Source organism: Acidovorax sp., assembly GCF_022763525.1.
Classification (GTDB): Bacteria; Pseudomonadota; Gammaproteobacteria; order Burkholderiales; family Burkholderiaceae_C; genus Acidovorax.
In genome coordinates this window covers 1-24,533 of sequence record NZ_JALEGG010000292.1, presented here as the reverse complement: position 1 = coordinate 24,533, position 24,533 = coordinate 1, and the positions used below count along the sequence as shown (strand labels likewise).

At 67.2% G+C, this 24,533-nt stretch carries 21 protein-coding genes, 1 tRNA gene and 1 riboswitch; of the genes, 13 read left to right on the top strand and 9 right to left on the bottom strand.

Annotated features, from left to right (window positions below; genetic code table 11):
• The first annotated feature begins 8 nt into the window (after nt 1-8).
• From MRY84_RS22335 to MRY84_RS22310, 6 genes are all read left to right on the top strand, one after another.
• A complete protein-coding gene (locus MRY84_RS22335; protein WP_291507869.1) occupies nt 9-836 on the top strand; it encodes a uroporphyrinogen-III synthase in 828 nt (275 codons plus the stop codon).
• A complete protein-coding gene (locus MRY84_RS22330) occupies nt 833-1,966 on the top strand; it encodes a uroporphyrinogen-III C-methyltransferase (RefSeq protein WP_291507868.1) in 1,134 nt (377 codons plus the stop codon). Before MRY84_RS22335 ends, MRY84_RS22330 begins: the two co-directional genes overlap by 4 nt.
• 148 nt (nt 1,967-2,114) lie before the next feature.
• Nucleotides 2,115-3,392: a heme biosynthesis HemY N-terminal domain-containing protein gene (locus tag MRY84_RS22325; protein ID WP_291507867.1), complete on the top strand. Its 1,278-nt coding sequence runs from the start codon at nt 2,115-2,117 to the stop codon at nt 3,390-3,392.
• Nucleotides 3,393-3,739: 347 nt separating this feature from the next.
• Entirely contained in the window at nt 3,740-4,318 is a 579-nt protein-coding gene (locus MRY84_RS22320; protein WP_291507866.1) for a cytochrome b, read from the top strand.
• 216 nt (nt 4,319-4,534) lie between these two features.
• Nucleotides 4,535-5,110, top strand: a complete 576-nt coding sequence (locus MRY84_RS22315) for a YceI family protein (RefSeq protein WP_291507865.1) — start codon at nt 4,535-4,537, stop codon at nt 5,108-5,110.
• Between the two features lie 87 nt (nt 5,111-5,197).
• On the top strand, nt 5,198-5,776 hold the full coding sequence (locus MRY84_RS22310; protein ID WP_291507864.1) for a YceI family protein: 579 nt from the start codon (nt 5,198-5,200) through the stop codon (nt 5,774-5,776).
• Nucleotides 5,777-5,925: 149 nt separating this feature from the next.
• Here MRY84_RS22310 and MRY84_RS22305 read toward each other — a convergent pair whose 3' ends face one another.
• Complete coding sequence (locus tag MRY84_RS22305; protein WP_291507863.1) at nt 5,926-7,647, bottom strand: ABC-F family ATP-binding cassette domain-containing protein; 1,722 nt, start codon at nt 7,645-7,647, stop codon at nt 5,926-5,928.
• Nucleotides 7,648-7,867: 220 nt separating this feature from the next.
• Between MRY84_RS22305 and MRY84_RS22300 the strand changes: the two genes are divergently transcribed.
• From MRY84_RS22300 to galU, 3 genes are all read left to right on the top strand, one after another.
• Nucleotides 7,868-8,494, top strand: a complete 627-nt coding sequence (locus tag MRY84_RS22300; protein ID WP_291507862.1) for a VOC family protein — start codon at nt 7,868-7,870, stop codon at nt 8,492-8,494.
• A 184-nt stretch (nt 8,495-8,678) separates the two neighbouring features.
• Complete coding sequence (locus MRY84_RS22295) at nt 8,679-11,600, top strand: valine--tRNA ligase (protein ID WP_291507861.1); 2,922 nt, start codon at nt 8,679-8,681, stop codon at nt 11,598-11,600.
• An 87-nt stretch (nt 11,601-11,687) separates the two neighbouring features.
• Entirely contained in the window at nt 11,688-12,575 is an 888-nt protein-coding gene (gene galU, locus MRY84_RS22290; RefSeq protein ID WP_291507860.1) for a UTP--glucose-1-phosphate uridylyltransferase GalU, read from the top strand.
• Between the two features lie 164 nt (nt 12,576-12,739).
• Here the strand turns inward: galU and MRY84_RS22285 are convergent, their stop codons facing one another.
• The 3 genes from MRY84_RS22285 to cysM all read right to left on the bottom strand — a co-directional run bounded on the left by MRY84_RS22285 (nt 12,740) and on the right by cysM (nt 14,548).
• Entirely contained in the window at nt 12,740-12,967 is a 228-nt protein-coding gene (locus tag MRY84_RS22285) for a sulfurtransferase TusA family protein (protein ID WP_142144271.1), read from the bottom strand.
• Nucleotides 12,968-12,978: 11 nt separating this feature from the next.
• Entirely contained in the window at nt 12,979-13,551 is a 573-nt protein-coding gene (locus tag MRY84_RS22280; RefSeq protein ID WP_291507859.1) for an NUDIX domain-containing protein, read from the bottom strand.
• Nucleotides 13,552-13,645: 94 nt separating this feature from the next.
• Nucleotides 13,646-14,548 carry a cysteine synthase CysM gene (gene cysM, locus MRY84_RS22275; RefSeq protein ID WP_291507858.1) on the bottom strand — a complete coding sequence of 301 codons (903 nt, stop codon included), beginning with the start codon at nt 14,546-14,548 and terminating at the stop codon, nt 13,646-13,648.
• Between the two features lie 40 nt (nt 14,549-14,588).
• Between cysM and MRY84_RS22270 the strand changes: the two genes are divergently transcribed.
• Nucleotides 14,589-14,673: transfer RNA gene (locus MRY84_RS22270), tRNA-Leu, on the top strand.
• A 114-nt stretch (nt 14,674-14,787) separates the two neighbouring features.
• Here the strand turns inward: MRY84_RS22270 and MRY84_RS22265 are convergent.
• From MRY84_RS22265 to MRY84_RS22255, 3 genes are all read right to left on the bottom strand, one after another.
• A complete protein-coding gene (locus tag MRY84_RS22265) occupies nt 14,788-15,675 on the bottom strand; it encodes a DUF6279 family lipoprotein (RefSeq protein ID WP_291507857.1) in 888 nt (295 codons plus the stop codon).
• A 135-nt stretch (nt 15,676-15,810) separates the two neighbouring features.
• Nucleotides 15,811-16,026, bottom strand: coding sequence for a hypothetical protein (locus MRY84_RS22260; RefSeq protein WP_142144263.1), 216 nt, complete (start codon nt 16,024-16,026; stop codon nt 15,811-15,813).
• 136 nt (nt 16,027-16,162) lie between these two features.
• On the bottom strand, nt 16,163-17,113 hold the full coding sequence (locus MRY84_RS22255) for a LysR family transcriptional regulator (protein WP_291507856.1): 951 nt from the start codon (nt 17,111-17,113) through the stop codon (nt 16,163-16,165).
• Nucleotides 17,114-17,295: 182 nt separating this feature from the next.
• Between MRY84_RS22255 and MRY84_RS22250 the strand changes: the two genes are divergently transcribed.
• Nucleotides 17,296-18,489 carry an acyl-CoA dehydrogenase gene (locus tag MRY84_RS22250; protein WP_291507855.1) on the top strand — a complete coding sequence of 398 codons (1,194 nt, stop codon included), beginning with the start codon at nt 17,296-17,298 and terminating at the stop codon, nt 18,487-18,489.
• Nucleotides 18,490-18,697: 208 nt separating this feature from the next.
• Complete coding sequence (locus MRY84_RS22245; RefSeq protein WP_291507854.1) at nt 18,698-19,972, top strand: CaiB/BaiF CoA-transferase family protein; 1,275 nt, start codon at nt 18,698-18,700, stop codon at nt 19,970-19,972.
• A 7-nt stretch (nt 19,973-19,979) separates the two neighbouring features.
• On the opposite strand, the gene MRY84_RS22240 is transcribed toward MRY84_RS22245, so the two are convergent.
• Nucleotides 19,980-21,605: a hypothetical protein gene (locus MRY84_RS22240; protein ID WP_291507853.1), complete on the bottom strand. Its 1,626-nt coding sequence runs from the start codon at nt 21,603-21,605 to the stop codon at nt 19,980-19,982.
• A gap of 308 nt (nt 21,606-21,913) precedes the next feature.
• Between MRY84_RS22240 and MRY84_RS22235 the strand changes: the two genes are divergently transcribed.
• Nucleotides 21,914-23,515, top strand: coding sequence for a methyl-accepting chemotaxis protein (locus tag MRY84_RS22235; RefSeq protein WP_291507852.1), 1,602 nt, complete (start codon nt 21,914-21,916; stop codon nt 23,513-23,515).
• An 86-nt stretch (nt 23,516-23,601) separates the two neighbouring features.
• Here MRY84_RS22235 and MRY84_RS22230 read toward each other — a convergent pair whose 3' ends face one another.
• A complete protein-coding gene (locus MRY84_RS22230) occupies nt 23,602-24,156 on the bottom strand; it encodes a 6,7-dimethyl-8-ribityllumazine synthase (RefSeq protein ID WP_291507851.1) in 555 nt (184 codons plus the stop codon).
• A 125-nt stretch (nt 24,157-24,281) separates the two neighbouring features.
• A riboswitch (FMN riboswitch) is annotated at nt 24,282-24,454 on the bottom strand.
• Between the last annotated feature and the right edge of the window lie 79 nt (nt 24,455-24,533).

Genomic DNA, 24,533 nt, shown 5'->3' with positions numbered 1-24,533 from the left:
AGAGTGCCGTGCCATCGCCCCGGGTGATCGTCACGCGGCCTGCCCGCGAGGCTGCCCATTGGGCCGCCCTGCTGAGCGAGCGCGGCGTGAATGCACTGGCGCTGCCACTCATCGCCGTGGGGCCCTGCACCGACCCCGCTGCCCGGCAAGCACTGGCCCAAGCACGGCGCAATCTGCCGCAGTACCGTGCGCTGATGTTTGTCAGCGGCAATGCGGTGGTCCACTTCTTTGAATCCGATTCAAATTGGCCCCTAGCGCAAGAGGGACAAGCGCCAACAGCTATCAAAACAAGAGCATGGGCTCCCGGCCCGGGAACGGCGCGCGCATTGGAACAGGTGGGTGTGCCACGCGCTGCCGTCGATGGTCCCGCACCCGATGCACCCCAGTTCGATTCGGAAGCGCTGTGGCAGCAGGTGGCGGCGCAGATCCGGCCCGGTGACCGCGTGCTGATTGTTCGGGGCCGTTCGGCCACGCCGCAGGGAGCGCACGAGTCCGAGCAGGGTTCCGGCCGGGAATGGCTGGCGCGGCAAATCGAGGCGGCGGGCGGGCAAGTGGAGTTCGTGGTGGCTTACCAGCGTGGCGCGCCGCAATGGTCCGGCGCGGAAGTTGCCCTGGCGCAACAGGCGGCGCAGGACGGCTCCCTCTGGCTGCTGAGCAGCTCCGAGGCCGTCGCCCACCTGGCCGAAGCCCTGCCCGGCCAGCACTGGGGCGCCGCACGAGCGCTGGCCACGCACCCGCGCATAGCCGAAGCGGCCCGCGCCGCGGGCTTTGGCAACGTGCGGGAATGCCGCCCGGCCCTGGAAGACGTGGTGGCGTCGATAGAATCGGCCGGATGAGCTCTGAGCCCCTCTCCGACCAGCCTTCCACGCCCCTCGCAGCACCCGCCGCTGCGCCTGTGGGCGCGACAGCGGCCGGCCCGGCAACCTCACCCACGCCCTCGCGCACCAGCGCCGGCCGGGGCAGCGCCGTCACGCTGCTGCTAGGTGCTGTGGCGGCGGCTGCGCTGGTCAGCAGCGGCTTGCTGTGGCAAAAGCTCAGCGCCATCCAGGAACAGCTGGCGCGCCAGTCCGCCGATGCGGGCGCCCAGGCCATCGAGGCGCGGACCATGGCCCGCCAGGCCGAAGAACTGGTGCGCGAGACGGCCGCGCGCCTGTCGGTCGCCGAGGCTCGCGTGAGCGAGGTGGCACTGCAGCGCAGCCAGCTCGAAGAACTCATGCAGAGCCTGTCGCGCTCGCGCGATGAAAACCTGGTGGTGGACATCGAATCGGCCATCCGCCTGGCCCAGCAGCAGGCCCAGCTCACTGGCAGCCTGGAACCGCTGGTGGCTGCGCTCAAGAGCGCCAGCCAGCGCATCGAACGCGCGGCGCAGCCCCGCCTGGCCCCCGTGCAGCGCGCCATCGGCCGCGACCTGGACCGCCTCACGCGCGCCACCGTCACCGACACCGCCGGCCTGCTGGCCCGCCTGGACGACCTGGTGCGCCAGGTGGACGAACTGCCCGTGGCCAACGCCGTGGCCCAGGCCGCCGCCACACGGCGCCTCGCGGCTGCACCGGCCGCGCCCAATACCACGCCGCTCAACCAGGGCGACCTGGCTTGGTGGCAAGCCGCCTTGCAGCGCAGCTGGGAGGTTGTGCGCGACGAAGCACGGGGCCTGGTGCGGGTGAGCCGCATCGACCAGCCAGAAGCCATCCTGCTCGCACCCGACCAGACGTTCTTCCTGCGCGAAAACCTCAAGCTCAAGCTGCTCAACGCGCGCCTGGGCGTGCTGGCCCGCCAGTTCGAATCCGCCCGCGCCGACCTGGCCGCGGCCACCGCGGCCCTGAACAAGTATTTCGACCCGGCCTCGCGCCGCACGCAAAATGCCGCGAGCACCTTGCAGACGGCCATGGCCAGCATGAAGGCGGCCGAGCAGCCGCGGCTGGACGAAACACTCTCGGCGCTGGCGACGGCTGCGGCTGGAAGGTAGATGAAACACCCCCTGAGTCGCTTCGCGCCTTCCCCCAAGGGGGGACGCCCCCAGTGGCCTGGCAAAGCCAGCTCCAAGGGGGCACTCGCCTGGATCGTGCCCGTGTCACACGAGGTGGACAGCTTGGCACGTTGGATCACTGACTGATATGCGCGCTGCACTCTGGCTTTTGGCATTGTTTGGCGTGGCCGTCGCGGCTGCGCTGTTTGCGGGCAACAACCAGGGCACCGTCACCCTGTACTGGCCGCCCTACCGCATCGACCTGTCGCTGAACATGGTGGTGCTGCTGCTGGTGGGCGGCTTCGTGACCGTGCACGCCGCGCTGCGCGCTCTGGCCGCGCTGCTGGAGCTGCCCCGGCAGGCCCGCCACTGGCGCCTGCAGCAAAAGGAGCGCGCCATGCACGCGGCCTTGCTCGACGCACTCACGCACATGCTGGGCGGCCGCTTCATCCGCTCGCGCAAGGCGGCAGTGGCGGCCCTCGCGCAAGAAAGCGCACTGGTTGCCTCAGGCGAAGGTGTGCCCCACGGCCGCCAGCTGCGGGCGCTTGCGCACATGATCGCGGCCGAGGCGTCGCACGCTTTGCAAGACGGCGCGACGCGCGAAAGCCATCTGCAGGATGCCCTGCACGAAGCCCCCGCGCGCGGTAGCGTGAACGAGCAGGAAATGCGCGAAGGCGCCCAGATGCGTGCCGCCCGCTGGGCCCTGGATGACCGTGACGCCCACGCCGCGCTGGAACGCCTGGCGGCCCTGCCCCAAGGCGCCGCCCGCCGCACGCTGGCGTTGCGCATCAAGCTCAAGGCCACGCGGCTGGCGCGGCAGACCCAAGAGGCGCTTGACACGGCCCGCCTGCTGGGCAAGCACCGGGCGTTCTCCCCCACCGCGGCGCAGACCATCGTGCGCGGCCTGGCCAGCGAGCTCATCAACAGTGCGCACGACATCGCCCAACTGCAGCAGATCTGGCTCTCGCTGGAGCCCGCAGAGCGCCGCATGCCCGAGCTGGCGATCCACGCCTCGCACCGCCTCGCGGCGCTGGGCGGCGACGCCACCCAGGTGCGCGCCTGGCTGCTGCCCGTGTGGGAACGCATGGTGGAAGAACCGGATTCGCTGGCCGAGAACCATGCCCTGCGGCTGGTGCGTGCCCTCGAAGCCGGCCTGGACGAGCTCGATGGCCCCTGGCTGGCCCGTATCGAGTCCGCCCAGCAGGCCAACCCCCGCGACGCTCGGCTGCAGTACCTGGCCGGCATGGCCTGCCTGCAGCGCCAGCTGTGGGGCAAAGCGCAACAGCTGCTGACCCAGGCAGCTCAGCAACTGGCCGACACCAGCCTGCGGTCCAGCGCCTGGCGCCACCTGGCAGAACTGGCGGAACAACGTGGCGACGACAGCGCCGCCGCCGAAGCCTGGAAAAAGGCTGCGCTGGGGCGGTAGCACCTCCACCGGGGCTCTGGAAAGCACCTCCCGCCCCGCTCCCCATCCCCTCCCTTCGCCACCCTTGCGCAGGCCACGCGCCCTGCCGCAATCGGGTTGCGGGCCTCCGCTCCCCACGGTAAGGCTGACGGCGCATTCGTTTGGGTTTTGCACAACGTTGGGGAACTTTGATCGCTAAGGTCCTATCAATTCATTTTTTTTGAATTGAGGCATCAATCCGTCTGAAGGCCCATGCGCTTTCGGCTTCCTACACTGCCCCATCGCTTGACGCACATCAGCCCGCAGGTGATCGCATGCGGGCCCTGCCGTCACCTCGCCAAGCCCCATTGCCATTGCCGCCGCCGTTCATGAACCACCCAGCCGACGCCCCCCGCCACGTTGATGCAGCGCCGCCCCGCCGCTACACCCGCACCGCCATGCTGCTGCACTGGATCCTGGCCCTGGCGTTGATCGGCCTGTTTGCGGTCGGCCTCTACATGACCAGCCTGCCGTTTTCACCGCAACGGCTCAAGCTCTACAACTGGCACAAGTGGGCCGGGGTCACGATCCTCGCGCTGTCGGCGCTGCGCCTGCTGTGGCGCCTGGTGCACCGCCCCCCTCCATTGCCTGCCGCCATTGCCCATGCCATGCCAGCTTGGCAAAAGATGGCCCACCATGCCACGCACGGGCTGCTGTATTTGCTGTTCTTTGCCGTGCCGCTCATTGGCTGGGCCTACAGCTCGGCGGCGGGATTCCCCATTGTTTTCCTGGGCTTGTGGCAGCTGCCGGACTTTGTCCCGGTGAGCAAGGAACTGGCCGAAGCCATCAAGCCCTGGCACGAGATCACCGCCTTTGCGATGGCGGGCCTGGTGGTGCTGCACGTGGCGGGTGCGCTCAAGCACCACATCGTGGACCGCGATGGGCTGCTCTCTCGCATGCTGCCGTAGTGAATGAGTCGCCCCCTGAGCCGCTTCGCTTCTTCCCCCTCTCTCGCCTCGCTGCGCGACGCGGGAGGGGGACGCACCGACCGGCCCGGCAAAGCCGGTTCCACGGGCGCGATGGCGTATCGGCCCCGCCAGTTTCAGCCGCAGCGGGCGACGGGCGACGGGCCTCGGATCGCTGATGACGGCTTTCACTTTCTGTTTTTTGAACGGAGTTTCCGCATGAATTTGTCTACCACCCTGTCCCGCTTCCTGCTGGGCGCAGCCCTCACCCTCAGCGCCCAGGCGGTTTTCGCCCAGCAGCAGCTGGTGCCCGCCCAAAGCGAGGTGCAGTTCACTGCGCGCCAGATGGGCGTGCCGCTCGATGGCCATTTCAAGAAGTTCAGCGCCCAGGTAGCGTTCGACCCCGCCAAGCTGGCGACCAGCAAGATTGCCTTCACCGTGGACACCGGCAGCGCCACGCTGGGCTCGCGCGAGACCGACGCCGAGCTGCCCAAGCCCGCCTGGTTCAACGTGCCCAAGTTCCCGCAGGCCCAGTTCGAGTCGTCCACGATCAAGGCGCTGGGCGGCGGCAAGTTTGAAGTGGCCGGCAAGCTCACCATCAAGGGCACTACGCAGAACGTGGTGGTGCCGGTGACCCTGACCCAGAGCGGCCCCAACACCACCGCCACGGGGACACTCCCCATCAAGCGCCTGGCCTTCAAGATCGGCGAAAACGAGTGGGCCGACACCTCCATGGTGGCCGACGACGTGACCGTGAAGTTCAAGCTGGCGCTGACAGGCGTCGGCAAGCTATGACCAGCCTTCGCTCGCCCCAGCTCTTCATCCCCCCACTTTTCTCTCCCTGGTTCGTTTCGTAGTTCCTCTTTTCAAGGAGTCTTTTCCATGCGCAAATCCCTGTTCTCCCTGCTCGCCGTGGCCGCTGCCACCACCCTCGCTGCTGGCGCCGCCCAGGCCGCCAACTACGCCATCGACCCCACGCACACCTTCGTGACGTTCGAAATCGGCCACTTCGGCGCATCGACCAACCGCGGCCGCTTCGACAAGAAGCAAGGCACGGTGGAGTTCGACCGTGCCGCCAAGACCGGCAAGGTGGACATCACCATCGACACGACCTCCGTCAACAGCGGCACGCCGCAGTTCGACAAGCACCTGCAGAGCCCTGACCTGTTCGACGCAGCCAAGCACCCCACGATCAAGTTCGTGTCCGACAAGTTCAGCTTCAACGGCGACAAGGTCAGCGAAGTGACCGGCCAGCTCACACTGCTGGGCAAGACCGCGCCCGTTACCCTCAAGGCCACGCAGTTCAACTGCTACGACAGCCCGATGCTCAAGCGCGAAGTGTGCGGTGGCGACTTTGAAACCACCATCGACCGCACCCAGTGGGGCATGAACTACGGCGTGGAATGGGGCTTCCCCAAGAACGTGCGCCTGGTGGTGCAGATCGAAGCCGTGAAGCAGTAATCAGCATCCGCAGCCGCCCGCGCTGCCCGCCCACACAGTAAGCGGCGGCGCGGCAAATGGGCCACAGGCCGCCCCCTGCATCCCTGCAGCGGGTGGCTTTTTTGTGGCCGCATGGTGCGTCTTGCACGTCTTGCGCGCCGTGCGCGCAGTCACCCTGCGCCGCATTCGGCCTCCAGCGAGCCATCCAGTTCCCAGCCTGTCGGCTGCCAGGCCCACACCACGTCGGGATGAAGCGCGCGCAAAAAAACGAAATCGTGCGACACCACGACCATGGCGCCCGTGAAAGCCTGCAGCGCGGACTGCAGGGCCTCGATGGCGTCCACGTCCAAGTGGTTAGTCGGCTCGTCCAGCAGCAGCATTTGCGCCGGCTCGCCCGACCACAAGGCGCATGCCAGCGCGGCCTTGATGCGCTCTCCGCCACTGAGCACACCGGCGGGCCGCTGCACCTTGTCTGCCGCCAGGCCCAGCTGGGCCAGGTGCGTGCGCAGCGCGTCTTCAGCCAAGGGCGTCCCCAGCGCCTGCAGCCGCTGCAGCACACTCTGCCCGGGCACGAGCAGCCCGCCGTGGTACTGGTCCAGCCAGGCAGCCCGCACCCCGCGGCATACGCGCCCGGCACCTGCGTGTGCAGGGTCGGCAATGGCGCGCAGCAGGCTGCTCTTGCCGCAGCCGTTGGGTCCGGTGATGGCGATGCGCACCGGCCCGCTCCACACACCGTTCAGCGGGGGAAAGCCGGGCGGCGCATGCGGCGGCGCAAGCCCCTCGAACGCTAGCACCTGCTTGCCGGCAGGCACGGCGCTTTGCGGCAGCACCAGCGCGGGTGCGACGCTCGACGGAACGCGCTGCGCGGCTTCGCGCACCGCATCGTTCAGCCGCTGGCGCTCCAGTTGCTGGCGCTCATGCTCCCGACCGGCATGGGCCTGGGCGCTGTTCTTCTTGCGGTCCAGCAGGATGGAGGCTTGGTTGGCCGTGCGCCCGGCATCGCGCCCCCGAGCCGCGCGGCTTTGCTGCGCGTCGTGCGCGCGCTGCAGCGCACGCAGGCCGCGTGCGCGCTCGGTGCGCGCATGGTCCAGCGCGTCTTGCGCGGCAGCAGCCTCGGCTTGGCGCTGTGCCTGGTAGATGGCCCAGTTTCCGCCGTAGCGCTTCAGCCCCACGGCCGACAAGGCAACGATGGGGTTCGCCATGCCCAGCAGTTCGCGGTCGTGACTGGCCAGCAGCACGGCACCGGGCCACTGCGCCAACGATTCCATGAGCCAGCGCCGGCCGGCACGGTCGAGGTGGTTGGTGGGCTCGTCCAGCACCAGCAGATCAGCGCCCGACAAAAAGGCCCCTGCCAGCGCCACGCGCATGCGCTCGCCGCCACTGAGGCGTTGCGCGGCATGATCGTGCGGCACATGGCCCAACCCCAGCGTGTCCAGCGCCTTTTGCCAGCGCGAAGGCACATCCCACCGGCCATCGGCCAGCAACAGGTCATCGGACGTGCCGGTGCCCGACTCGAGCCGCGCGAGTGCCGCCAGCACCGGGCCCAGCCCCGCGAGATCGGCCACGGTGGCACCCGGCGCCGCGCCGACTTCCTGCGCTACCGCTTGCAGGAGGGGGTGGCCCATCACGATGCCGCCCGCCGGGGCCAGGGTGCGCTGCGCAAGCTGCAACAAGACACTTTTGCCGGCCCCATTGGCGCCCACGAGGCCGGTGATTCCAGGCCCCAATGCCAGGTTCAGCGGTTGCGCCCACAGCGCGTCGCCGCTGGGCAAATTCCAGGTGACATCGTGGAATTGGAGGACGGATGGGCCGGCGGGGAATGCTGCCACCGAAGCGGCGGCAGCATTGCGGCTGCCATGGGCACTGTCGCCCCAGGATGAAGATTTCGCCATGCAAGCGCTCCAGACAAGACACACAACAACCCCGCTGGGTCCCATGAAGGGCAGGCAGGGCAGAAAGGCTTGGGGGGCTTACAGGCGCATCGGACGAATACCTCAGGGCAAAGAAAAACGTGAACACACAATGTATCGCAGTATCGCCTGGATAAAATTAACTTAACGTAAATCAATTACGCATAGTAGAATTGTCACTACCCATTTGAGGAGACACCGCATGAACGCCGTCGTGAAGCCCGATCGGGCCACCCTGCCCCCGCCCGCGCCCATCCAGCAGCTGCACCACTACGCCTACAAGGCGCGCGACGCCGAGGAGACGCGCCATTTCTACGAGGACATCCTGGGGCTGCCGCTGTACCACATCATCCAGAGCGACTATGTGCCCAGCACCGGCGAGTACTGCCCGTACACGCACTTCTTCTTCCGCCTGCGGGACGGCTCGTTCATCGCCTTCTTCGACCTGGGCGACGATGTGAAGGCCGAGCCGTCGCCGAACACGCCGCTGTGGGTCAACCACATCGCCTTCCGCGTGGACAACGTGCAGGAGCTGGAGAACACCAAGAAGCGCCTGGAGGCCCACGGCATCGAAGTGCTGGGCGTGACGGACCACCACATCTTTCACAGCATCTATTTCTTCGACCCCAACGGCATCCGCCTGGAGCTGTCGGCCCAGCTGGCCGATGAGGCACAGATGGCCAAGGACAGCACCGTGGCCCACGCCCGCCTGGCCGAGTGGACGGCCCGCAAGGAGCAGTGGCGCAAGGAGCGCGCCGAGGGCAAGGTGGCCGCACCTCTCAAGCCGCAAGCGAACGACCGGCCCGAGTTCGTGCCCGGCAAGGCCTGAACGCTACTTATTTGATAGCTACCAGCGCTTATCCAGAAAGCGCTGGAGGCCAAAAACGCTTCAAATCCGCCCATTGAAACGCTGCACGGAGGCGGGCCGGTAAAATCACCGCATCCCGCCTCCAGTCAACCTGACGGCATCCCCAGCAACCCTGGGGGATGCCGTTTTCATTTGCGATTGCGCCATGAGTGACACCACTGCACAACCCGGCCTCGACAGCCTGTCCAAGTCCTTTGAACCCGCCGCGCTGGAAGCGCACTGGGGCCCTGAATGGGAAAAGCGCGGGTATGGCAACGCCGGATACCGCGGCACCGGTGCCCCCCAGGCCGGCGAACCCGCCTTCTCCATCCAGCTACCGCCCCCCAACGTGACGGGCACGCTGCACATGGGCCATGCGTTCAACCAGACGATCATGGACAGCCTCACGCGCTACCACCGCATGCGCGGCTTCAACACCGTGTGGGTGCCCGGCACCGACCATGCAGGCATCGCCACGCAGATCGTGGTGGAGCGCCAGCTGCAGGAGCAGGGCATCAGCCGCTACGACATGGGACCCACCCCGCCCGAGGCGCGCAAGAACTTTGTGAGCAAGGTGTGGGAGTGGAAGGAAAAGTCCGGCAACACCATCACCACGCAGATGCGCCGCATGGGCGACAGCGTGGACTGGAGCCGCGAATACTTCACCATGGACGACAAGCTGTCCAAGGTGGTCACCGACACCTTCGTGAAGCTCTACGAGCAAGGCCTAATCTACCGTGGCAAGCGCCTGGTGAACTGGGACCCGAAGCTGCAGTCCGCCGTGTCGGACCTGGAAGTCGAGAGCGAAGAAAAGGACGGCTCGCTGTGGCACATCGCCTACCCGCTGGCCGATGGATCGGGCAGCCTGACGGTGGCCACCACCCGCCCCGAAACCATGCTGGGCGACGTGGCGCTGATGGTGCATCCTGAAGATGCGCGTTACACGCACCTGATCGGCAAGATGGTCAACCTGCCGCTGTGCGACCGCCAGATCCCGGTGATCGCCGACGAATACGTGGACAAGGAATTCGGCACGGGCGTGGTGAAGGTCACGCCCGCGCACGACCAGAACGACTACGCCGTGGGCCAGCGCCACAAGCTGCCCATGATCGTGGTGCTCACGCTGCAGGCCACCATCAACGAGAACGCCCCCGCCAAGTACCAGGGCATGGACCGCTTCGTGGCCCGCAAGGCCGTGGTGGCCGACCTGGAAGCCATCGGCGCGCTGGTGGAGGTGAAGAAGCACAAGCTCATGGTGCCGATCTGCACCCGCACCGGCCAGGTGATCGAGCCCATGCTGACGAACCAGTGGTTCGTGGCCATGAGCAAGGTGGGTGCAGGCGACCCCACCGGCAAGAGCATTGCGCAAAAGGCCATTGACGCCGTGGCCAGTGGAGACGTGAAGTTTGTGCCCGAGAACTGGGTGAACACCTACAACCAGTGGATGAACAACATCCAGGACTGGTGCATCAGCCGCCAGTTGTGGTGGGGCCACCAGATCCCGGCGTGGTACGACGAAGAAGGCAACGTGATCGTGGCCCGCAACGAAGCCGAAGCCCAGGCTAAGGCCCCGGGCAAAAAGCTGCGCCGCGACGAGGACGTGCTGGATACCTGGTACTCCTCCGCCCTCGTGCCCTTCAGCACCATGGGCTGGCCCAACCAGGGCGACAGCGCCACCGACGACTTCAACCTCTACCTGCCCAGCACCGTGCTGGTCACGGGCTACGACATCATCTTCTTCTGGGTCGCCCGGATGATCATGATGACCACGCACTTCACGGGCCGCGTGCCATTCAAGCATGTGTACATCCACGGTCTGGTGCGCGACGCGCAGGGCAAGAAGATGTCCAAGTCCGAAGGCAACGTGCTCGACCCGGTGGACCTGATCGACGGTATTGCGCTGGAGCCGCTGCTCGACAAGCGCACCACCGGCCTGCGCAAGCCCGAGACCGCCCCCACCGTGCGCAAGAACACGCAAAAGGAATTCCCTGAAGGCATTCCAGCCTACGGCGCAGATGCGCTGCGCTTCACCTTTGCCGCGCTGGCATCGCTGGGCCGCAGCATCAACTTCGACAGCAAGCGCTGCGAGGGCTACCGCAACTTCTGCAACAAGCTCTGGAACGCCAGCCGCTTCGTGCTGATGAACTGCGAGGGCCAGGACTGCGGCCTGAAGGAGCACACCAAGGAAGAGTGCCAGCCCGGCGGCAGCGCCCACGGCTACATGCAGTTCAGCCAGGCTGATCGCTGGATCACCTCGCTGCTCCAAAAGACCGAGGCCGAGGTGGCCAAGGGTTTTGAGGAATACCGCCTGGACAACGTGGCCAACACGATCTACGACTTTGTCTGGAACGAGTACTGCGACTGGTACCTGGAGATCGCCAAGGTGCAGATCCAGCAGGGCATGAACCATGAAGACCCACAAGTGGGTCTGGCACAGCAACGCGCCACGCGCCGCACGCTGATCCGCACGCTGGAGGCCATCCTGCGCCTGGCCCACCCCATCATCCCGTTCATCACCGAAGCCCTGTGGCAGGTGGTGGCGCCCGTGGCGGGTATCCCGGGCGATTCAGTCAGCATTGCGCGCTACCCCCAGGCGCAGCCGGAGAAGATCGACGAAGCCGCCATCGCGCACATGGACCGCGTGAAGGGCTTGGTGGACACCTGCCGCGCGCTGCGGGGCGAGATGAACGTCTCGCCCTCCACCCGCCTGCCAATGTATGTGGTGGGCGACGCCGACTTCATGCGCGGCGTGGCACCGGTGCTGCAGGCGCTGGCCAAGCTCAGCGAAGTGAAGGTGTTCGATGACGAGGCTGCCTGGGCCGCCGCCGCACAAGCCGCGCCCGTGGCTGTAGTGGGCGAGGCGCGCATGTGCCTGTTCATGGAAATCGATGTGGCCGCCGAGAAGGCCCGCCTTGCCAAGGAAATTGCGCGCATCGAAGGCGAGATCGCCAAGGCCAACGGGAAGCTGTCCAACGAGGCGTTCGTGGCCAAGGCCCCCGCCGCGGTGCTGGACCAGGAGAAGAAACGGGTGGCCGACTTCTCCGCGACCCTCGTCAGATTGCGCGATCAGCTGACACGGCTGGCCTGAAACAGCCGCCATACTTTCTGGCAGATGCGGATGCGCCTTGGTGACCCGGGGCATCCGCCCGATTTTTGATAGTCCTGAAAGAGCCTCATGACCGTTGCCACCACTGTCCGCAAAGCCGTGTTCCCCGTTGCGGGCCTGGGTACCCGCTTTTTGCCCGCCACCAAGGCATCTCCCAAGGAAATGCTCCCCGTCGTGGACAAGCCCCTCATCCAGTACGCCGTGGAAGAAGCGTACGAGGCCGGCATCCGCGACATGGTGTTTGTCACCGGCCGCAGCAAGCGCGCCATCGAAGACCACTTCGACACCGCCTACGAGCTGGAGAATGAACTGGAAAACGCCGGCAAGCAGGAAATGCTGGCGCTGGTGCGCGGCATTGCCCCCGACGACATGAACTGCCTGTTCGTGCGCCAGCCCCGCAGCCTGGGCCTGGGCCACGCCGTGCTGTGTGCCGAGCCGCTGGTGGGCAACGAGCCTTTTGCCGTGCTGTTGGCCGATGACCTGATGGTGGGCAACACTGGCGGCCCCGGCGTGATGGCACAGATGACTGCCGCCTTCGCCAAGCAGGGCCGCTCGCTGCTGGCCGTTCAGGAAGTGCCGCAGGAGCACACGCGCCGCTATGGCATCGTCAAGGGCGAAAGCGCCAGCGACGGCCTGATCCGCATCGATGAAATCGTGGAAAAACCCGCGCCGGAGAAGGCCCCCTCGCGCATGGGGGTGGCTGGGCGCTACGTGCTCACGCCCCGCATCTTCCAGGAGATCCGCAACCAGCCCCGCGGCGTGGGTGGCGAAATCCAGCTCACCGACGCCATCGCGCGGCTGATGCAGCACGAAACCGTGTATGCGTTTGAGTACGAAGGCAAGCGCTACGACTGCGGCAGCAAGGAAGGTTTTTTGGAGGCCACGGTGGAGCTGGCGCTCAAGCACCCGCAAGTGGGCGAGCAGTTCCGTGAATACCTGAAGACGCTGGCGCTGTAGGCGCCAGGCCTGGCGCAAGGGAACGGCCTCGCGCTCGCCATGCTCCCATATACATAGCTGCTCGCGCTTGTCTGGCAGGCGCCTGCAGCCATTAAAGCCCCAACATTCTGCTCACCGCCGCATGTACCCTCGGCGGGAGAGCTTCGCCAGCGCAGAGAACGAACCTACCTGCGCCGTAGCACGTGGATGAACTCATCCCCCACCGTCTGCTGCTCGACCAGTTCATTCCCCGTCTGCTTGGCGAAGGCCTGGAAGTCGCGCAGCGAGCCGCTGTCGGTGGCCACCACCTTGAGCAGTTCGCCGCTGGCCATGTCCGACAGTGCCTTTTTGGCCTTGAGGATGGGCAGGGGGCAGTTCAGGCCGCGGGTGTCGATTTCTTTGTGGATATCCATGGTGTTGTCGGTCAGTCTTTGGGGGGCAGCGCTTCGTCCAGGCCTCGGCGGCGTTCTGCGTTTTCCTCGGCGGTGAAGAATACCGGCTCGTGGCCGCGCGTGCGCAGCCAGTCGGCCAGCGCGTAACCGGTGCCAGCGGGCCAGCACTTGAGCTCGTGCAGGTCATACATTCGGTAGTCCACCAGTTCGGGCGACAGGCGCACCTCGCCCGTGGCCACCACATGGTAGGCAATGATGACCTGGTTCATGCGCAGGAATTCGTACACGCCGACCAGTGTGGTGGACTGCACATCCAGGTTGGTTTCTTCCTTCACCTCGCGGGCAATGCCCTCTTGCGGCGACTCGCCCGCCTCCATGAAGCCGGTGATCAGCGCGAACATCTTGCCCGGCCAGGCTGCGTTGCGTGCCAGCAGCACCTTGCCGTTCACCTCCACAATCGCCGCCAGCACGGGCGTGGGGTTGTTCCAGTGCGTCCAGCCGCAGGCCGGGCAGCGCAGGCGCGCCTTGTCGCCGCCGTCTTCGGCCTGGGTGATCCACTGCAGCGGGGTGCCGCAGTGGGAGCAATGGCGAACTTCGTAGTGCATGGGTTGCTATGTTTTGAATAGCTGCCAGCGCTTTTCACGAAAGCGCCAGAGGCCAATTTGATTGAAATCCTTCGCGCTCGGCCCGGCCAGGCGTTCAAGCGGGGAACACGCCGGTGGACAGATAACGATCGCCCCGGTCGCACACCACGAACACGATGGTGGCATTGTTTTCGCGCGCCGCAATCTGCTGCGCCACCCAGCATGCCCCGGCGGCGGAGATGCCGGCAAAGATGCCTTCCTCACGCGCGAGGCGGCGGCACATGTCTTCGGCGTTGTCCTGGCTCACATACACCAGCTCGTCCACCGTGCTCGCGTCGTAGATCTTGGGCAGGTACTCCTGCGGCCATTTGCGGATACCCGGGATGCGCGAGCCCTCCTCCGGCTGCGCACCGATGATCTGGATGCCGGGGTTCTTCTCCTTCAGAAACCGCGAAACCCCCGTGATGGTGCCGGTCGTGCCCATGGCGCTCACGAAGTGGGTGATGCGTCCACCCGTCTGCTCCCAGATCTCGGGGCCCGTGGTCTCGTAGTGGATGCGCGGGTTGTCGGGATTGGCGAACTGGTCCAGCACCTTGCCCTCGCCTCGCTTTTCCATGGCCTCGGCCAGGTCGCGCGCGTGCTCCATGCCGCCGCTCTTGGGCGTGAGCACCAGCTCGGCGCCAAATGCCTTCATGGTCTGAGCCCGCTCGATGGACAAATCCTCGGGCATCACCAGCACCATGCGGTAGCCCTTGATGGCCGCCGCCATGGCCAGCGCAATGCCCGTGTTGCCCGACGTGGCCTCGATCAGCGTATCGCCCGGGCGAATGTCACCCCGCTCCTCCGCGCGGCGGATCATCGACAGCGCAGGCCGGTCTTTCACCGAACCTGCCGGGTTGTTGCCCTCCAGCTTGCCCAGCACCACATTGCCCCGCGCCGTGTTGTCCTGCGCCCCGATGCGCTGCAGCGCCACCAGCGGCGTGTTGCCCACCGCATCTTCAATCGTCGGATATTTCATGCGCCCTACTGTGCCATAATTTGCGGCTTCACGAATTCCCGCCCGGGTGGTGAAATTGGTAGACGCAGGGGACTCAAAATCCCCCGCCGCAAGGCGTGCCGGTTCGATTCCGGCCCCGGGCACCACAGATAAGGCCAGTAGCTTGCACAAGCTACTGGCCTTTTTGCTGCTCTGTCAGCCTCCCCGTGAACGCTATGGCGGAGATGTTGCCTCGCACGGTTCTTGCCACTCGGCAACCCCTACCGCCCTGCCAGCACCCAAAAATCGCGTTCATATCCCTTGACCGACTGCACGGCCTTCAACCGTTGCGCGTCTGTCATGGCGTTGTGCAGCTGGGCGAAGGCCGCGCACCCCTCTTCCACCCACTGCCGGGCGGCGCTTTCATACGTGGCGTCGGGTGAAGTGTTCAGCCGGTTCAGGTAGCCACGCAGCAGAGTGCGCGCCTGTGCGATGTTGGCGCGGTCCTGTGCAATCTGTTCCAGCACCTGAACCAAGTCCTGCTGGCGGCGCAGGCGTTCGGCGTAGGTGTGCTGTGGGTCCCAGGTGGACTGCCGGGCAATGAACTCGCGCAGCAGGGCCTTTTGCGGGGGCTCCAGCGGGCCGTAGAACCTTTCCGCGCGGGACAACAGGCGCTCGTAGCGCAGCTCGCGCCGTTGCCCGGGCGTGGGATCAAGCCATTCTTTCTTCCAGTCGGCGTTGCTGTCGGCCTGCTTCTTCTGCAGGTGGCGGATCTGCCCTGCGGTGAGCTGCGAGGCCAGCCACACCAGGCGCGGCTCGGCCTGCGCGATGACGCGGTCGAGCTGGGTGCGGACGTCGGCATAGGTCGCGCAAGCTTGCTCGGCCGTGACGTCACCGGGCAATTGCTGCTGCACCTGCTGCAAAAGGCGGGCGTGCCGGGGCAGCATGGTGTCGCGGTGCCACTGGTGCAGCTCATTCAGGGCCTCGCGCACCTGGTCCTGCTGGGTGTCCGTCAGGTCCAGGTGGCGGTGGATCTGCCAGGCCGCCAGCTGCGGCACCTGCTGGTAGGCCAGGCGTACCGCGCTGCAAGCCTGCAGTAGCAGGGCCGAGGCAAGGACGACCGCGGCAGTGCGCCAGCGGGGACGCGGGGCGGGGGCAAGAGCAGGCATGGCGGCAAGAATAGGTGCCTTGCAGTCCATGCGTGGAGGCCCTGCGCAATACCCGCGCGGCAGGTCCGGAGATCAGAAACACGCGGCGGCGCCAGGCTGCACCCTCCCGGCGGCTGCGGCTTCTTGGGCCGCGGATCAGTTGTCCTGCCGTCGGATGATCTGGCGGCCGCTGGGCGTGATGGAGAGCTGGCCACTCGGGCTCTTGGCGATGTGGCCCCACTCCAGCAGGCGGGCAGAGACATGCTCCTTGATCGCATGCGGCACGGTCAGGACTTTGCCCATTTCGAGCTGTTTGAGGGTCTCGATCTCGTCAACCGTGGGATCGAAATGCGGAGCGTGGTACGTCGTCATGGTGCTCTCTCTCGAACGGAGGTGGATGATGATGAGGGACTGATTCAGGCTGGCCCAGAATAGTTCAGCACACCACCATGGCGCAAGCGCGGCAACCCCATTGGTGCGCGAGCGCGCAGAAGGCGCTTCAGCACGTTCACGCTCCGGCCAAGGGGGCCGCCGCGGACTCGGAAGCCGCTGCCTGCAACCAGCGCGAGAAAGTAGCCAGCACTGGCGGCTGGGCCTGCGCGGGGCTGATGAGGTAGTACGCCCGCTCGCCCCGCAACGGGCGCGCGCAGGCCACTACCAGCTCGCCGCTGGCAAGCTCCGCCTCGATGAGCAGGGGCGGGATGAGCGCCACGCCCATGCCGTAGCTGGCGGCGACGGCCAGCATGGAAAAGAGTTCGTAGCGTGGCCCGTCGAGCGCGTGGGGCGCGTCGACCCCCATCGTCTCGAACCACTGGCGCCAGCCGTAGGGGCGCGTGCTTTGCTGCAGCAGGGGCAAGTCGGCCAGCGCCTCGGCGGGCAGGCTCTGGTGGGCGCGGCCGCGGCCCCGGGGCGCTGCGGATTCGAGCAGGCGCGGGCTGCACACCGGCACCACGTCTTCGTGCATGAGCAGTTGCGCCTGCACGCCCGGCCAGTTGGCCACCTGCTCGGGCGTGCCTGCGTAGAGCGCAGCATCGAACGTGGTGTCGGCAAACAAAAAAGGCCGGGTCTGCGTGTCGATGTGCACCACGATGTCTGGATGCGCCCGCGCCAGCTGCGGCAGGCGCGGGATGAGCCAGCGCGTGGCAAACGTGGGCACGGCCGCCAGGGTGAGCGTGCCGCCCTCGCCCTGGTGGGCCATCACGTCCAGCGTGTCGCGCTCCAGCCCCTGCAGCCAGCGCGCCACCTGGCGGCCGTAGTGCGCGCCTGCGGGCGTCAGCACCACGCCATGGCGCGTGCGGCGAAACAGCTGCACGCCCAGAAATTCCTCCAGCGCCTGGATCTGGCGCGAGATGGCGCTTTGCGTGAGCGAGAGCTCCTGCGCAGCGCGGGTGTAGCTCTCGTGGCGGGCGGCGACCTCAAAACAGGCCAGTGCCTGGGTCGATGGAATGTTGCGGCGCATGATGAGTTGGAACTTGAAAACCCCGCAGCCAAAACGCAGGATCGGTGAAGAAGTATTTCATATATTCCCCAACCACATATCTGGATGAAAACAACTCGCTTGCCGCCCCCACGACACCGGCCTACGATGCGCATCAGTCCGTTCGCTTTTTTGTCCACCTTTCGCAATCTGGAGACACACACATGGCCCACGCCGCCTTTCAATGGGATGACCCATTCCTTCTGAGCCAGCAACTGACCGACGACGAGCGCGCCATCCGCGATGCGGCCGCAGCTTACTGCCAGGACAAGCTGGCGCCCCGCGTGCTGGATGCCTTCCGCCACGAGAAGATGGACGTGGGCATCTTCCGCGAGATGGGCGAAGTGGGCCTCTTGGGCCCCACCATCCCCGAGCAGTACGGTGGCCCCGGCCTGAGCTACGTGGCCTACGGCCTGATCGCCCGCGAAGTGGAGCGTGTGGATTCGGGCTACCGCTCGATGGCCAGCGTGCAGTCGTCGCTGGTGATGGTGCCCATCCATGAATTTGGCACCGAAGCACAAAAGCAGAAGTACCTGCCCAAGCTGGCCACCGGCGAATGGATCGGCTGCTTTGGCCTGACCGAGCCCGACCACGGCTCCGACCCCGGCAGCATGGCTACGCGGGCCTACAAGGTCGATGGCGGCTACAAGCTCAAGGGCAGCAAGATGTGGATCACCAACAGCCCGGTGGCCGACGTTTTCGTGGTCTGGGCCAAGGAAGTGTCCGAGGGCGGCGCCTTGGGTCCCATCCGTGGCTTTGTGCTCGAAAAAGGCATGAAGGGCTTGAGCGCCCCCGCCATCCACGGCAAGGTGGGCCTGCGTGCCTCCATCACCGGCGAGATCGTGATGGACGATGTGTTCGTGCCCGAAGAAAACGCCTTCCCCGAAGTGCAGGGCTTGAAGGGTCCCTTCACCTGCCTGAACAGCGCGCGCTACGGCATCGCCTGGGGCGCCCTGGGTGCGGCCGAGTTCTGCTGGCACACCGCCCGCCAGTACACGCTGGACCGCAAGCAGTTCGGCCGTCCCCTGGCGGCCAACCAGCTCATCCAGAAGAAGCTGGCCGACATGCAGACCGAGATCGCCATCGGCCTGCAGGCCTGCCTGCAGTTTGGCCGCATGAAGGACGCGGGCACGGCCAGCGTGGAAGGCACCTCCATCATCAAGCGCAACAGCTGCGGCAAGGCGCTGGACATTGCCCGCCTGGCGCGCGACATGATGGGCGGCAACGGCATCAGCGACGAGTTTGGCGTGGCCCGCCACCTGGTGAACCTGGAAGTGGTGAACACGTATGAAGGCACGCACGATGTGCACGCCCTCATCCTGGGCCGCGCCCAGACGGGCATTGCAGCGTTTTCGTGACATCCCCCTGAGGCGCTGCGCGCCTTCCCCCTTCTCTCGGCTTCGCCGGGAAGGGGGACGACGCCCTCGCTGCGGGGCGGCCCTTGCTCGGCGTCCCTGGCTTGGAGACACGCTCACCTCACCCCTCATGCCAATTTCAACCGTACTTGGCCTCTAGCGCTTGATATGCAATCGCTGGCAGCTATCAATTTAATAGCAAACCACCCCGATGACCACACCCACCCCAACTGCAGGCGCCCTCGCAGGCATCAAGGTACTCGACCTCTCCCGCGTGCTCGCCGGCCCGTGGTGCACGCAGATCCTGGCCGACCTGGGCGCGGACGTGGTCAAGGTGGAGCGCCCCGGCGCAGGCGATGACACGCGCCACTGGGGCCCGCCCTTTTTGAAGGATGCCGAGGGCAACGACACCACGCAGGCCAGCTACTACACCGCCTGCAACCGCAACAAGCGCTCCGTGACGATCGACATGGCCACGGCCGAGGGGCAGGAGCTCATCCGGCAGATGGCCCAGGCGGCCGACATCCTGGTCGAGAACTTCAAGGTGGGGGGCCTCAAGCAATACGGGCTCGATTACGAAAGCCTGCACGCACTCAACCCGCGCCTGATCTACTGCTCGGTCACCGGCTTCGGGCAAGACGGCCCCTATGCCGAACGCGCCGGCTACGACCTGATGATCCAGGCCATGACCGGCATGATGAGCATCACCGGCCGGTCCGACGGCGAGCCCGGAGGCGGCCCGCTGCGCGTGGGTGTGGCGCTGACCGACCTGTTCACCGGCGTCTACGCCAGTACCGCCATCCTCGCCGCGCTGAACGTGCGCGACAACGCCAGCAACGGCACCGGCCGGGGCCAGCACATCGACATGTCGCTGCTGGACGTCGGCATGGCAATTCTGGCCAACCAGGCCGCCGGCTTCCTGGCCACGGGCAAGGCGCCCACGCGCCAGGGCAACAGCCACCCCAGCCTCGCGCCCTACCAGGACTTCCCGACGCAGGACGGCGCGATGCTGCTGGCCATCGGCAACGATGGGCAGTTTCAGCGCTTTTGCGCCGCTGCGGGCCAGCCCCAGTGGGCGAGCGACCCACGCTTTGCCACCAACACCCTGCGCGTGAAGCATCGCGCCGACCTGATCCCCGCCATGGAGGCCGTGACCCGCACACGCACCACCGCCGAGTGGATCACGCTGCTGGAGGACAAGGCCGTTCCCTGCGGCCCCATCAACACCATTGCCCAGGCATTTGACGATGCCCAGGTGAAGGCGCGCGGCCTGGCGGTGGCGCTGCCGCGCTGGGTAGGTGGCGAGTCCGCGCAAGACGGGGTGCAGCAGATCACGGGTGTGGCCAGCCCCCTGCGCCTGTCGGCCAACCCGCCCGTGCTGCGCAACGCGCCGCCCGCGCTGGGCCAGCACACCGACGAAGTGCTGCGCGAGATGGGACTGGACGCGGCGCGCATTGCGGCGCTGCGCGCGCAGGGCGTGGTGTAGGACTCGCTCAGCGCGAGGCGGCGGCCTCCAGCAGGCAATCCGTCACCTCGTCCGAAAAGCGCATCAGGCGACCATCCAGCCATACGGCTTCGGAGCCCAGGGCGTCCGGCGCAGCGGGCGGCAGACCGTGGTCCAGCAAGGCCCGCGCGCAGCCCGCCCAGTCGCCGCCGGGCTCTGGCGTGTTGATGGAGCCCCAGGCGAGCGCGCCGCAGGCGTTGTCCTCGAAGCCATGCCGGGCCTGCCAGCGCGCGCCATGCGACAGCAAAAAGCGCGTGAGCGCGGCCTCGCCCCGGAAGATGGCATGGTGCAGCGCGGTCCCATCCCAGTCGCCGCCCGGTGTGTCGATGGGCCAGCCCAGCTGCACCATCAGGCGCACCGCGTCGCCACAGCCGGGCTGGGCCGCCAGCTCGGGCAGCAGCCGCTGCTGCGCGGGCGTCAGGTCCGCCACCAGGCCCGGCTGCGCGGCCAGCAGGGCGCGGGCCTGGGCCGCGTCGCCCTGTGCGCAGGCCGCCACAAAGCGCTCGCCCGTCGGCACCTCGGCCACGCCCAGCACGCCGCGCAAGTAGGCCGCAACCTCCGGCAGCCCGTAACGCAGCGCCTGGATGTGCGCGGGTGTGCCCTCGGCAGTGCACGCCGCGGGGTCCGCGCCCGCCGCCACCAGCGCTTGCACATGCGCCAGCGAGCGGCGGCGGCGCACGGCCCACAGCAGCGGCGCCGCGCCGGGGGCGCTGCCGCCCAGCGGCTCGTTGGGGTCCGCGCCATGGGCCAGCAGCAACTGCAGCGCGGGCAGGCCGTCAAGATCCAGCACGCGGTGCAACGCGTTGGTGCCGGGCACCCGCGCGCCGGCCTCCAGCAGCAGGCGCGTGCATTCCAGGCCGCCCAGCGCGTGGTACAGCGACTCGCCGTCGTTGGGGTCGGCCCCCGCGGCCAGCAGCAGGCGGGTGATGCCTGCGTGGTGGTTGACGCCGGCGGCGCCGTACAGGGCCGACAGCGGACGGGCGGCATCCGGCGCCTGCAGCGACGCGGGGGGCCAGCGGCTACCCACGCGCTGGTTGGCGTCGGCGCCCGCGCGCAGCAACAGGTCGGCGCAGGCCAGCAAACCCGGCGCAAACGCAGGTAGCTGCGCCAGGCTGGAATGCGCAACTGCCAGCAGCGGCGGAAGTTGCAGCGGCCCGCCGGTGCGGTGCACCCAAGCCGGGTCGCGCGCCAGCTGCTCACGCAGCCGGACCGGGTCGCCCACTGCGCAGGCCAGCCAGGGGTCGCTGGCGTCGGCCCGCGGCACGGCACCTTCGGCCCACAGCTGCTGCGCCAACGCAGGGCGCGCCGTGTGGTTGCCGCCTGCGATATCGCCCGCGTACACCAGGCAGAGCCACCGCAGCAAGGCACGCGCAGGGTCTTCGGCCAGCGCTCGGCGCGCCTGCACGAAGGCCTGGAACTGTGGCCACGAAGCAAAGCCGTGCTCGCGTGCCAGACACCACTGCGCGTGGTGCAGGCGCAGGTCGGTGCCTGCCGGCAAGTGCAGCGGGCGCAGCCGCTCCAGCGCGGCCGCATCGCCGGCTCGGGCTTCGGCCAGGAGCGCCTTGGCTTGTTTCTTGAGATGGCCCAGGTCGGGCCGGGGGGAAAGGCGTTTCACGAGAAACCTCCGTGCATCGGACGCCGACGGCCTGCAGTTCCGGCAGCACAAAGGGAATCATTGGTCATCAACTCATGGAGTCGGCAAGTGGGTTGCACCCTGTCCGCAGGCCCGGGCGCGGCTTGCGTCCGCGCAGGGGCGGGATCTTACCCGCGCAAGCAGGGGCAGCCACCCGAGCGCAGGCCGGCCACCTGGGCGGCAGATGCCGAATCCTCGTGCAAATTTCTTCCAAACCTCCACAATGGTGGCGCGGTCCGACCGCCTTCCCGCACCCCGAACTGGTTTTTGCACAAATCCAGGAGTCCGCCATGAAGCTCAGTCTCAAGCTCCCGCTTGCCTTCACCGCGTCGCTGCTCTTGTTGTTTGCAGCCGCGCTGTTCGGCATCAGCCGCCTGAACCAGGCCCTGAACACCTACCAGACCACCGTGGCGCAAAGCTTCGAGCACGAGCGAATGGCGGCCAGCATGCTCAACGACTTCAAGGTGCAGGTGCAGGAATGGAAGAACGTGCTGCTGCGCGGCAAGGATCCGGCCCAGCTCACCCGCTACTGGACGGCGTTTGAAAAGCGGGAACAAGCCATTGGCGAGCAAGCCCGAAAGCTGCTGGCTGCCCTGCCCCCGGGCGAAGCCCGCGAGCGCGTGCACCAATTTTCCCAAGCCCATGAACGCATGGGCGCGGCCTACCGCAAGGGGTTTGAAGCCTTCCAGGCCGCCGACCACGACGCGCAGGCGGGCGACAAGGCCGTGGCCGGCATGGACCGCGAGCCCTCGCAGCTGCTGGACCAGGCCGGCACCCTGATCGCCAAGGCCAGCAGCGAGGTGGCCGAGCGGGCTGCCGCGGCGGCCCAGCGCGCCACCACCATCAGCCTGGTGGTGATGCTGGTGGTGTGCGCCCTGGGCATTGCCGGGGCCATTGCCTTCAGCCGCACGGTGGTGAACCCGCTGGACAACGCGGTGCGCGTGTCGCAGGCCGTGGCCGGCGGCGACCTCACGGTGGCGCGGCAGGTGCGCGGCAAAGACGAGATCGCCTTGCTGCTGAACGCGCTGCACGACATGCAGCAAAGCCTGTCGCGCGTGGTCAGCGACGTGCGCAGCAACGCCGACAGCGTGGCCGCCGCCAGCACAGAGATCGCACAGGGCAACAACGACCTCTCGGCCCGCACCGAGCAGCAGGCCAGCGCGCTGGAGGAAACCTCCGCCTCCATGGAAGAGCTCAGCTCCACCGTGCAAGCCAATGCCGAAAACGCCCGCACCGCCAACCAGCTGGCGCTGAGCGCCAGCACCGTAGCCGCGCAGGGCGGCGACGTGGTGGCCGAGGTGGTCACGACCATGAAGGGCATCAACGACAGCAGCAAGAAGATCGCCGACATCATCAGCGTGATCGACGGCATTGCCTTTCAGACCAACATCCTGGCGCTGAACGCCGCTGTGGAAGCGGCCCGTGCGGGCGAGCAAGGCCGCGGCTTTGCCGTGGTGGCCAGCGAGGTGCGCAGCCTGGCGGGGCGCAGCGCCGATGCAGCCAAGGAGATCAAGGCGCTGATCCATGCCAGCGTGGAACGCGTGGAGCAAGGCACCACGCTGGTGGACAAGGCCGGCGCCACGATGAACGAGGTGGTCAGCGCCATCCGCCGCGTGACGGACATCGTGGGCGAGATCAGCGCCGCCAGCAGCGAGCAAAGCGCGGGCGTGGCGCAGGTGGGCGAGGCGGTGATGCAGATGGACCAGGCCACGCAGCAAAACGCCGCCCTGGTGGAACAAAGCGCGGCCGCGGCCGACAGCCTCAAGGTGCAGGCGCAGCAGCTGGTGCAGGCGGTGGCGGTGTTCCGCCTGGCCGACACGGAGGCCAGCGCTGCGCCGCGTGGCCGCACGTCCGCTGCCGCCCACCGCCAGCCCCGCCTGGCAGCAGGCTGAGGCGGCAAAGCGATTTCTTCAATTCAACAGGCCTTCAGCGCTCATCCATCAAGCGCTGGAAGCTATATTTTTAATAGCAAAAGCAACTACGCCACTTCAGCCACCGGTGCCGCGTGCGGCCCCTGCGGCGCAGTGGCCAGCGTGGGCGAAGCCAGCTTGCGCAGGTAGGCCATGGTCTGCAGGCAGGCCTGGGCCACCTCAGTGCCTTTTTTCACGAAATGCTCGCGGAAAAAGCGCACATGGTCTTCGTGGTCGTGGAAGTCGCGCGGGGTGAGCACGGCCGACATCACGGGCACCTCGGTGTCGAGCTGCACGCGCATCAGCCCGTCGATGACGGCGGTGGTGACGAACTCGTGGCGGTAGATGCCGCCGTTGACCACCAGCGCGCAGGCCACGATGGCGTCATAACGCCCGCTGCGCGCCAGCTTGCGGGCCAGGAGCGGAATCTCGAACGCACCGGGCACGTCGAACAGCGCCACTTGCGCAGGCGGCAGGCCGTGGCGGTCGAACTCGGCCAGGGCCGCGTCGCGTGCCTGGTAGACGATGTCCTGGTGCCAGCTGGCGCTGATGATGGCCACGCGGGCGCCACGATGGGCAGCCACAGGAGCCAGGGGAGAGACAGAAGAAGAAAACTGATTCATGGGTTCCTCGCAAAGGTCAGACCAGAATCAGGGCGCGCGCGAACACGTACCCCTTGCAGATGGCGCAGCCCGCGGGCGCGCAGCTGCGCGCCCACCGGCCGGCACCCGCCCGGGGCGCGTGGGTTTCGCGATCTCTTTCATCCGGACTGTGACCGTCGGCTCTGGCATCGCACCAGATCTGCTGACCCTGCGCATCCGCTCCAAGGAACGGCTCCGCAGGCGCTCGCGGGCTCTTGCAAGCCTGTGACAGCCCGCAAATACCGCCGGTGGGGAATTCCGCCCCGCCCTGAGAACGCTGCCGGCCCTGGAGTGCATCCGGGACCGGCGGGGTGGATTCTAGAAGGTGAGACACGTCCGCACCGTCGCCAAGGCGATTG